General features: G+C 72.6%; 8 protein-coding genes. 2 read left to right on the forward strand and 6 right to left on the reverse strand.

Annotated elements, in window-relative coordinates; all coding sequences use genetic code 11:
* The first annotated feature begins 163 nt into the window (after positions 1-163).
* Positions 164-604: a MarR family winged helix-turn-helix transcriptional regulator gene (locus ACFWZ5_RS42255; protein ID WP_384806738.1), complete on the forward strand. Its 441-nt coding sequence runs from the start codon at positions 164-166 to the stop codon at positions 602-604.
* Here the strand turns inward: ACFWZ5_RS42255 and ACFWZ5_RS42260 are convergent.
* Both ACFWZ5_RS42260 and ACFWZ5_RS42265 read right to left on the reverse strand, forming a co-directional pair.
* Positions 601-1,716 carry an NAD(P)/FAD-dependent oxidoreductase gene (locus tag ACFWZ5_RS42260; RefSeq protein ID WP_384806734.1) on the reverse strand — a complete coding sequence of 372 codons (1,116 nt, stop codon included), beginning with the start codon at positions 1,714-1,716 and terminating at the stop codon, positions 601-603. The two genes, ACFWZ5_RS42255 and ACFWZ5_RS42260, sit on opposite strands and share 4 nt — an antisense overlap.
* Positions 1,717-1,830: 114 nt before the next feature.
* Positions 1,831-4,164: a glycosyl hydrolase family 18 protein gene (locus tag ACFWZ5_RS42265; protein WP_384892415.1), complete on the reverse strand. Its 2,334-nt coding sequence runs from the start codon at positions 4,162-4,164 to the stop codon at positions 1,831-1,833.
* Positions 4,165-4,281: 117 nt separating this feature from the next.
* Here ACFWZ5_RS42265 and ACFWZ5_RS42270 point away from each other — a divergent pair, with 117 nt between their 5' ends.
* On the forward strand, positions 4,282-4,935 hold the full coding sequence (locus ACFWZ5_RS42270) for a PH domain-containing protein (RefSeq protein WP_384805215.1): 654 nt from the start codon (positions 4,282-4,284) through the stop codon (positions 4,933-4,935).
* Positions 4,936-4,960: 25 nt separating this feature from the next.
* Here ACFWZ5_RS42270 and ACFWZ5_RS42275 read toward each other — a convergent pair whose 3' ends face one another.
* From ACFWZ5_RS42275 to ACFWZ5_RS42290, 4 genes are all read right to left on the reverse strand, one after another.
* The gene (locus ACFWZ5_RS42275) at positions 4,961-5,770 is read right to left on the reverse strand and encodes a VOC family protein (RefSeq protein ID WP_384805217.1); all 810 of its coding nucleotides are present in this window, start codon (positions 5,768-5,770) and stop codon (positions 4,961-4,963) included.
* Between the two features lie 300 nt (positions 5,771-6,070).
* Positions 6,071-7,291, reverse strand: coding sequence for a mannosyltransferase family protein (locus tag ACFWZ5_RS42280; protein WP_384805219.1), 1,221 nt, complete (start codon positions 7,289-7,291; stop codon positions 6,071-6,073).
* Between the two features lie 151 nt (positions 7,292-7,442).
* The gene (locus ACFWZ5_RS42285; RefSeq protein WP_384805221.1) at positions 7,443-9,101 is read right to left on the reverse strand and encodes a phospho-sugar mutase; all 1,659 of its coding nucleotides are present in this window, start codon (positions 9,099-9,101) and stop codon (positions 7,443-7,445) included.
* 70 nt (positions 9,102-9,171) lie between these two features.
* Positions 9,172-9,996: a purine-nucleoside phosphorylase gene (locus ACFWZ5_RS42290; protein ID WP_384805223.1), complete on the reverse strand. Its 825-nt coding sequence runs from the start codon at positions 9,994-9,996 to the stop codon at positions 9,172-9,174.
* Positions 9,997-10,164: the final 168 nt, after the last annotated feature.

Below are 10,164 nucleotides of genomic sequence, written 5' to 3' on the forward strand. Positions count from 1 at the left end.
TCGCGGGGCGCCCCAGGCCCGCCCCTTCACCGAAACCAGGGGCTGCCGCCCCTGGGACCCCGCTTGTCGGCGCTGCGCGCCTCGCCCTCAAACGCCGGGCGGGCTGGATTTTCGCGTGCAGGCTATTTCGTACGCTGGGGTCATGGGGAAAGCCGACGGGCCCATGGGGGTTGCTACCGCTCTGGTGCGGTCTGCGTTTTTGGTGAATGCCGTGTATGCCGAGTGCAGCCGGGAGTACGGGCTCACCGCTCAGCAGGGGCAGCTGTTGTGCGTGCTGATGGCGCAGCCGTACGGGATGAGTGAGCTCGGGGCGGCGCTCGGGCTCGCCAAGTCGAGTCTGACGGGGCTCGTCGACCGCACCGCCCGGCGCGGGCTCGTGCGCCGGGAGCCGGACCCGGTCGACGGGCGGGCCGTGCGGGTGGCGCTCACCGACGAGGGGGGCGAGCTCGTGGAGGAGTTCTACGCCGCCACCTGCCGGCGCATGGACCAGCTGCCGCTCGGCTTCAGCGAGGCCGAGCGGGGGCAGCTCGTCGCACTCCTCGGGCGGCTCGTCCTCGAAAACGAAGTGCCGGTGGTTTTCGGGGACGACGGCGCGGTCGGTTAGTTCTGCGTGGTCGGGGGCTCGGTGTTGAAGAGGGTCGCGAAGCGTTCCGTGAACAGGGTCGCGCCCTTGTACTCCGCCACCGCCTGCGCGGGGAGTATCTGCGCGCCGTCCTCCGTCGGCAGCTGGCCGACCCCGCCCGACGGGCCCAGCGGGAGCAGCACCGCGGGAACGGGGGAGGGGCGGTAGGTCGCCGTGGGGGTCTCGCCGCGCGTCTGGGCGAGGATGTTCTGGGCCACCACTTCCGCGTGCTGCATCGCGTGGCCGGCCATCTTCGCCTCGGCCAGGTCCGTGATGTCGCCGAGTGCGTACACGTGGTCGTGGCCCTGGACGGTGAGGTGCTCGGTCACCCGGACCCGGCCCTCGGCGGTCCGCGTGGTGAGCCTGCCGTCGCTCAGGTAGTCGCCGTTGGTCACCACCCCGTAGCAGCGGAACCAGATGTCGGCCGTCAGCTCGCTCCCGTCGCCGCCCGCCGTGGCCACCGTGAACGTCTTCGCCTGACCGGGGTCGCCGGGCGGCTCCTCGCTCAGCCGCGTCGACAGGCGCAGCTCCACGCCGAGGCCGGTCAGCTGGCGGTGCAGTTCCTCGCGCAGGGCCGGCTCGAAGCCCGGCAGGAGTTCGGGCGCCGGGTCGACGATCGTGACGTGCTTGTCGGGCCAGACCGCCTTGATCTCGCCGGACAGTTCGAGGCCGACCGGGCCCGCGCCGACGATCAGCACCCGCTGTGCGCCCGCGAGGTCCTCGTGGGTGGCGTGCAGGCGCGCCAGCGCCTCGTCGGCGACGTCGGTGTCCGTCTTGGCCGGGTACGGGTAGCCGGAGCCGGACGCGAGGACGATGTGGTCGGCGTCGACGCGGGCGCCGGACGCGAGGGTCACGCCGGACGCGTCGACCGACGCCGCGTACTCCCGTACGACCCGGCCGCGGCGGAGCAGTCCGTCGTACGGGAAGAAGATGTTGGCCGCCCAGTCCGGCCGGACCAGGGCGCGCAGGGATCCGGCCGCGTGCACGAAGGCGTCCTTCGGCTCGATGAGGACGACGTCCGTGTGCTCGTCGAGCGCCTTGGCGACCGCGGCGCCGCCGTAGCCCCCGCCGATGACCGCGACAGTCTTGCTCATGGGTGTTCGCTCCCCCGTGGTCGTGCGCGTTCCCCGCGCATTTAGTTCGTACCACGAACTGTAATAGTTCGTGGTACGAACTTCAATGCGATGTGACGGTGCTCACCGCGGCGCCTACTTCAGGCCGTTGTCGAGCGCCGTCATGAGCGTGCCGGTGGGGGTGTCGCCCGACATTTCCCAGACCATGCCGCCGAGCAGGCCCTTCGACTTGATCCACTGGGTCTTCTTACCGATCGACCAGGTGTCGTCGAAGCTCCACCACTGGCCGTTGTTGCCGGTGTAGCCGTAGGTGGAGATGGACTGTTCGTCGTGGTACACGGTCATGTTCGGGACGTTGGTGATCAGGTTGTGGTAGCCCCTGGTGCCCGCCTCCTCCGGGAACTGGCCGGGGGCCGCGCCGTTCGCCGACTGCCACTCGCCCTTGACGCCGCCGTCGGCGACCTCCTTCCAGCCGCGGCCGTAGAACGGGAAGCCGACGGTGAGCTTGCGCGGGTTGACCCCGGCGTCCAGATAGGTCTGGACCGCCTTCTCGATGCTGAAGTCGAACGAGTAGGGGTCCTGGGCGTCGCGGTGCAGATTGGCCTGGTGGCCGGTGCGCTTGGGCTCCCAGGAGTTGTCGCTCCCGGCGCCGTGGAAGTCGTAGCCCTGGACGTTGGCGAAGTCCAGGTACTCGAAGATCTTCTTGATGTCCCAGCCCGCTTCGATCTTCGCCGGGTCGGCCGGGGTGAACGCGGTCAGGAGCTTGTGGCTGCCGCCGGTCGCGTCCAGCTGCTTGCGGAACTCGGCGAGCAGGGCGGTCAGGTTGTTCTTGTCGGCTGCGCCGTAGTGGTTGCCGGGGTGGCCCTCGGAGCCCGGCCACTCCCAGTCGATGTCGATGCCGTCGAAGACGCCGGCGCCGGTGCCGGGGCCGCCCGCGCCGTTGTAGACCGGCAGGTTGCCCTTGATCCACACGTCCACGCAGGACTTGACGAACTTCTCGCGGGAGGCCGGGGTGGCCGCCGCGTCGGCGAAGAACTTCGAGAACGTCCAGCCGCCGAGCGACACCACGACCTTCAGGTGCGGGTGCTTGGCCTTGAGCTTCTTCAGCTGGTTGAAGTTGCCGCGCAGCTTGCCCCAGCCGTCGTCGGCTACGCCGTCCACCGACTGGGCGGCGGAGAAGGCGCGTCCGTAGTCCGCCTCGGCGTCGCCCGCGCCGGTGCCCTCGTCCGGGTCCTGCGGGTTGCCGGAGACGCCCTTGACCACTCCGGCGAGGCAGGTGTGGTTGACCGGATCGACGTTCTCGAAGGCGTAGTTGATGACGTCGAGCTTGGCCGCCTGGCCGGACGTGTCGAGGTTCTTCACGAAGTGCTGGCGGCCGTAGATGCCCCACTGCGCGAAGTAGCCGACCTTGAGGTGGTTGCCGGGTCCGGCCGAGTCGTCCGTCGTGACGCTCACGGCGTTGGAGGCGGGCGACTCGTTGTCGGCCGTGTCACGGGCCTTCACCGTGAAGGTGTAGGCGGTGGCGGGCGTCAGGCCCTCGACGGTCGCGGTGGTCGCCGACGCGGGGACCGTCTTCGCGAGCGCGGTGCCGCGGTAGATGTCGTACGCCGCCACGGCCACGTTGTCCGTGGACTTCTCCCAGGCCAGGGCCGCCGAGACCTGGGTCTTGCCGGTGGCGCGCAGGTTGCCGGGCGCGGTCGGCGGGGTCGGGTCGGTCGACGGGTCGACGGTCGTCGCGGTGACCGGCGGGCTCTCGGGGCTGGTGTTGCCGCGCCGGTCCTTGGCGCGGACGGTGAACGTGTAGCGGGTGGCCGGGGTCAGGTCCGCGACGGTCGCGCTGTTCGTCGCCGAGGTCGCGACCACGGAGCCGCCGCTGAGCACCTCGTACGTCGTGACCGGGTAGTCGCCCGCCCCGGCCGGGGGCCAGGTCAGGGAGATCGTGCGGGACGTGGCGGTGGTGACCGTCGGGGTGCCGGGCGCGGTCGGGGGCTTGTCGGGCGTGCCGTCGCACTTGTCGCCGTTGATCGTGCAGCCCGTCGGCGTGCCGAGCGGCCCGTTCGCCCTGAAGAAGTAGCTGTACGGCTCGGTGGTGCCGCCCGCCGGGACCCGGCCGTTGTAGTACGCGTTCTTCACGGTGACATGGCTGCCCGAGACGGTCGCCTCGCCGTGGGTGTGGCCGCTGACGGTGACGCCGGGCGGCAGGTCGAACTCCAGGGTCCAGCTGGTGGACGCGGTCGAGCCGCTGTTGCGGACCACGTACTTGCCCTGCCAGGACGAGCCGCTGCCCTCGGTGCTGAAGGCCGCGGTGAGGGTGCCGGCCGCGTGCGCGGGGGCCGCGGTGAGGGCGGTGAGCAGGGACAGGGGGAGCAGCAGGGCGACGAGCAGCGCGGCGGTCCTGCCGCGCGTGGCTGTGGTCGCTCTTCGTAAGACTCCGGGGGTTTTCCTGGTTCCTCTTCCTGTGGGGGTCATGGCTCTCCGTACGACGGTTAGGCGTACATGACAACTCTCGACCGTACTAGGTCTGGACCAATCCCCACACCCTTGCCGCGCGCCGGATGCGGAAACGCGTCAGGCACAATCAGCGCTATGACGAGCGACCCGCAGCCCACCCCGGCGGAGCAGGACCCGGCCTACAAGGACCGCGTCTACCGGTCCCACGCAGCCATCGCCGGCGGCGTCATGCTGCTCGCGATCGGCGCCTGGCTGGGCATCGACGCGCTGATCCGGGGCGAGGGGCGCACCCCCTGGGTGGCCCTCGCCGGACTGCTCTTCGCCGTGCCGCTCGTCGTCGCCTACACCGTGCGGCCCGCCGTGTACGCGAGCGAGGACCGGCTGCGCATCCGCAACCCCTTCCGCACGATCACGCTCCCCTGGGGCGCGATCTCCGGCCTGCGCTCCGGGTACTCGAACGAGGCCTTCACGCAGGACGGCACCAAGTTCCAGCTGTGGGCCATCCCCGTCTCGCTGCGCGGCCGCAAGAAGGCGGCGCGGCGCCACGCCCAGCAGGTCGCGTCCGACGACCCCGTCGCGACCCGGGTCCGCCCCGGCGCCCCGGGCGCGTTCCCCGACGGCACGCGCGCGGCCGGCGACCAGGCCATGGACGACCTGAGGGAGATCGCCGAGCGGCGCGAGGGCGCGAAGTCGGCCCAGGGCGAGCCGGTGGTCCGGTGGGCCTACGAGGTCCTCGCGCCGTGCGCCGCCGGGGCCGTCCTGCTCGCCGTGCTGCTGGGGACCGGCTGACCCTCCGGCCCTTGCGGGCCCCGGCTCACACCAGCTCCGGCATCTCGCCCTCCGTCGTCGACAGGTCGATCACCGCGAACGCCGCGCCCTGCTGGTCCGACACCGCGGCGAAGCGGCCGAACGGGCTGCTCATCGGGCCGAAGTTCAGCCGCCCGCCGAGCCGTTGGACGGTGGCCACCGCCGCGTCGCAGTCGTCGACGCCGAAGTACACGCTGATGTGCGGCGGCACCTCCGCCGGGACCTCCGGGCCCATCTTCATGCGCCCGAGCGCGGGCGCGCCGCCCACCTGCCACACCTGGTAGTCGATGTGCTCGTCCACCATCCGCTTCGCCTCGAAGGGGAAGACCGAGGTGAAGAAGGCGTCGGCCTTCGCCACGTCACGCGTGTTGACCTCCGCCCAGCAGAAGGCGCCCGGCGCGTTCCGCTTCTCGAAGCCGCGGTGGCTGCCCGCCTGCCAGGCGCTGAAGTACACGCCGCTCGGGTCCTGCGCCGTGACCATCGTGCCGAAGTCGGCGACCTGCATCGGCTCCATCAGGAGGGTGCCGCCGCCCGTACGGATCCTCGCCGCCGTCGCCTCGATGTCCGGCGCGGTGAAGTAGAGGTTCCAGGCCGGCGGCTGCCCCGCCATGTCCGGCATCTGCGGCGACACGGCGGCCACGGCGGCCCCGTCGGCCCCGCCCACGTATGCCTGCGTGTAGCCGCCGAACTCCGGTGCGCCCTCGACGAACGTCCAGCCGAACAGCTCGCCGTAGAAGTCCTTGGCCGCGCCCACGTCGGGGAACATCACGTCCGCCCAGCACGGCTCGCCCTCAGCGTGTTCGACCTGATCGGTCATGACGGTTCGACCTCCCCGCCCCCTGAGCCGATGGTTCTCGTCTTTCACGGTAGGCGGCGGTGGCGCGGCCCGCCTCCCGGGGAGCCGGCGCGCGGTGGCCGGACACGGGGTTCAGCCGTGCCCGGCCGGTGCGGCGCCCGCGCAAGGGGGGTGAGCGGGGCGCCCGTGGCCGACGGCTCCCGCTGGGGGGCTGGGGAACCACCGGACAGTGCTTCCATAGTGAGGCATGCGCGTTCGAATGCGGTGCCCGGGGGACGCAGGGTGACCCAACTCTCCATCAACCGGCCCGGGTTCAGCGGGTCACGGCGGTCCGAGCCACACCAGGAGCATGTGCCCGCCGAACGCCGCCGACGTCAGCGCCGCGCCCGCGACGACCGCGAGGGCCACCCGCGCGCGGGCCCGCGCGAGCGCGAGCGCCACCGGAAGCAGCAGCGGGAAGCCCGGCAGCAGGAACCGGGCCCGGGGGAAGTACACCCCGCTGGAGCCGAGCACGATCGCGAGCAGCAGCCCCGTGAACACCAGGAGCGGCAGCGGCTGTTCGCGCCCGGCGACCGACAGGACGTACAGGACGACCGCCCCGAGCAGCACGAGCGTCACCATCACCAGGAACAGCTGCGGACGCTCCACCAGGAACAGGCTCTTCATCCAGCGGAGCGTCCCGATCCCGCCGTCCCACTCGTTGTGCCACCACTTCTGTACGGCGAAGTACCCGTCCCAGCGGCCGAGTCGGGCCCCCACCCACCCCACGTACGCCAGCCAGCCGAGCGGCGCGAGCACGGCGCCCACGAGGGTGCGGGCGGCGAAGCGGCGGCGCAGGGCGAGGGCGGCCGTCACACAGACCGCCGCCGCGAGCGCGATGCCCGTGGGACGCGTCAGACCCGCGAGCGCGGCGAGCGCGCCCGCCGTCACCCAGCGGCCGGTGAGCACGGCGTACAGGGACCACGCGGCGAGCGCCGTGAACAGTGACTCCGTGTAGCCCATCCACTGCACCAGGGAGACCGGCAGGCAGGCCCACAGCGCCACCAGGAGCACCCCCGCCCGGCGCCCGTGCAGCCGGTCGCCGACCTTGAAGACGCCCCACGCCGCGGCGAACGAGCACCCGAACGCGATTGCCAGGCCCACCGCGCCGCGCGGCTCCGGAAGCACCGTCTCGCCCGCCCTGATCAGCAGCGGGTACAGCGGGAAGAAGGCCAGGTTGTTCGCGTCGAAGGTGTGGCCGAGCGTCTCCGCGTACCCGTGCTCGGCGATCTTCAAGTACCAGTCGCAGTCCCAGGACTCGGCGAGCAGATGCCACAGGCCGCGGTGCTCGCGGCGCGCCCACACGGCGAGGACGACGAGGCCGAGCACGCGGATCGCCGCGTAGGTCAGGAGCGCGGGCGCCGCGTGCCGCAGCGCGTCGCCCGCGCGCGCCCGCAGGCCCCGCGGCAGGCGCGGGGACGTACGGGAGCGGCGCGACGGGGGTACGCGGGTCGGCGCGGCGGTCAGCGAGGGCAGGGAGGAGAGGGGGCGTCCGTGCGGCACTGCGGCTCCCGGTACGTGAAGGTGCGCTACCGGTCGACCCTCCCTGGGGGGACCGGCAGCGCACCGGGAAGCTGCGTCAGTTGCCGCACGGGAACCACCCGAACGGGTGGTCTGCCGCGGCTGTCACGTCAGCCGCGGGCGGAGCGCCGGGTCAGATGCCCGCGGCCGCCGCGAAGTCCCGCTTCAGGGCGGCGAGGAGCTCCGCCGCGCGCGCGTGCGCCGACGGCAGCGCGGACCGGTCCGCGACCGGCACCACGACCTCCAGGTAGCACTTCAGCTTGGGCTCGGTGCCGCTCGGCCGCACGATGACGCGGGCGCCGTCGAGCGTGTACCGCAGGCCGTCCGTGGGCGGCAGCGACTCCGTCCCCTGCGTGAGGTCCTCGGCGCGGGTCACGGGCAGGCCCGCGAGCCCGGTCGGCGGCTGCTCGCGGAGCCTGCGCATCGCGTCCGCGATCAGCGACAGGTCCTCCACGCGCACCGACAGCTGGTCCGTGGCGTGCAGACCGTGCTCGACGGCGAGGTCGTCCAGGAGGTCGAGGAGCGTGCGCCCCTCCTCCTTCAGGCCGGACGCCAGCTCCGTGATCAGCAGGGCGGCGGTGATGCCGTCCTTGTCGCGTACGCCCTCGGGGTCGACGCAGTAGCCGAGCGCCTCCTCGTACCCGTACCGCAGGCCGTCCACGCGGGCGATCCACTTGAAGCCGGTCAGCGTCTCCTCGTACCCGAGACCCGCCGTCCGTGCGATCCGGCCGAGCAGCGACGACGACACGATCGACTCGGCGAACACGCCGCTGGCCCCGCGCCGCACCAGGTGGGCGGCGAGCAGCGCGCCGACCTCGTCGCCGCGCAGCATCCGCCACTCGGTCCGCTCGGCGTCGGTGGGGACGGCCACCGCGCAGCGGTCCGCGTCCGGGTCGTTGGCGATCACCAGGTCGGGCCGTGCCTCGCGGGCCGTGGCGAACGCCAGGTCCATGGCGCCCGGCTCCTCCGGGTTGGGGAACGCCACCGTCGGGAAGTCCGGGTCCGGCTCGGCCTGCTCGGCCACGAGCACCGGCTCCGGGAACCCGGCCCGGGCGAACGCCGCGAGCAGGACGTCCTTGCCGACGCCGTGCATGGCCGTGTAGACGGCGCGGGCGGTGCGGGGGGAGCCGTGGGCCAGGACGGCGTCCGTACGCGCCAGATAGGCCTCCAGGACGCCCTCGTCGAGGACTTCCCAACCGCTCTCGGGCCGCGGCACGTCGTGCAGGCTGCGGATGGCGTCGATCTCGGCCGCGATCTCCCCGTCCGCGGGCGGCACGATCTGCGAGCCGTCGCCCAGGTAGACCTTGTAGCCGTTGTCGCGCGGCGGGTTGTGGCTCGCGGTGACCTCGACGCCCGCGACGGCGCCCAGGTGCCGTATGGCGAAGGCGAGGACCGGCGTGGGCAGCGGGCGCGGCAGGACGGCGGCGCGCAGCCCGGCCCCCGTCATCACGGCGGCCGTGTCCCGCGCGAAGTCCGCCGACTTGTAGCGCGCGTCGTACCCGATGACCACGAGGCCGTCCTCGTGCCCCTTGGCCTTCAGATACGCGGCCAGGCCGGCCGCGGCGCGGATCACCACCGAGCGGTTCATCCGCATCGGCCCCGCGCCCAGCTCACCGCGGAGCCCCGCGGTGCCGAACTGGAGGGTGCCGCCGAACCGCTCCGCGAGGTCCGCGGCGACGGCCGGGTCGTCCGCGGCCGCGACGAGCTTCGCGAGCTCCTCGCGCGTCTCGGCGTCCGGGTCCTCGTCGAGCCAGGCCTTGGCCCGGGCGACGATCTCTCCGTTGTCCTGCACGTGGGATCAGCCTCTCGCTTCTGTGGTGTCCGTGTCCGTCTGCCGGCCTGTCGCCGTGTCGGCGCCGCCGTCAGAGGCGGCCGAGTACCTTGCCGAGGAGCTCGCCCATGCGGGTCGCGGAGTCGCGGCCGGCCTGGAGGACCTCTTCGTGGTTCAGCGGCTCGCCGGTCATGCCCGCGGCGAGGTTGGTCACCAGGGAGATGCCGAGCACCTCGGCGCCCGCCTCACGCGCGGCGATGGCCTCCAGGACCGTCGACATGCCGACGAGGTCCGCGCCGATGGTGCGGGCCATGCGGATCTCGGCGGGCGTCTCGTAGTGCGGGCCGGGGAACTGCGCGTACACGCCCTCTTCGAGGGTCGGGTCGACCTCCTTGCACAGCGCGCGCAGGCGCGGCGAGTACAGGTCCGTGAGGTCCACGAAGTTCGCGCCGACGATCGGGGACGTCGCCGTGAGGTTCAGGTGGTCGCTGATCAGGACCGGCTGGCCCGGGCGCATGCCCTCGCGCAGGCCGCCGCAGCCGTTGGTCAGCACGATGGTCTTGCAGCCGGCGGCGACGGCGGTGCGCACGCCGTGCGCGACGGCGGCGACCCCGCGGCCCTCGTAGTAGTGCGTGCGGCCCAGGAAGACCAGGACGCGCTTGTCGCCGACCTTGAAGGAACGGATCTTGCCGCCGTGGCCCGCCACCGCGGGGGGCGGGAAGCCGGGCAGCTCGGTGACCGGGAACTCGGCCTCGGGTGCGCCGAGGGCGTCCACGGCGGGCGCCCAGCCGGAGCCCATCACGAGGGCGACGTCGTGGGTCTCGGCGCCCGTCAGCTCGCGCAGGCGCGCGGCGGCGGCGTCGGCGGCGGCGTACGGGTCGCCCTGGATGTCGTCCGGAATAACTGAAGCGTTCACGCCGACGAGGGTAGCCGGTTACGCCCTACGCGCGTAGATGACGATGCTCACGGGATGTCGATCGTTGCGTTGTCGTTTCCGACAAGGTGATCGGCGGGCGGCGTTCCTCGCGGGGGGCGCCCCAGACCCGCCCCTTCCCGAACTGGGGCTCCGCCCCAGACCCCGGTC

The sequence above is a fragment of the Streptomyces sp. NPDC059003 genome, from assembly GCF_042740445.1.
In the GTDB taxonomy this organism is placed as follows: Bacteria; Actinomycetota; Actinomycetes; order Streptomycetales; family Streptomycetaceae; genus Streptomyces.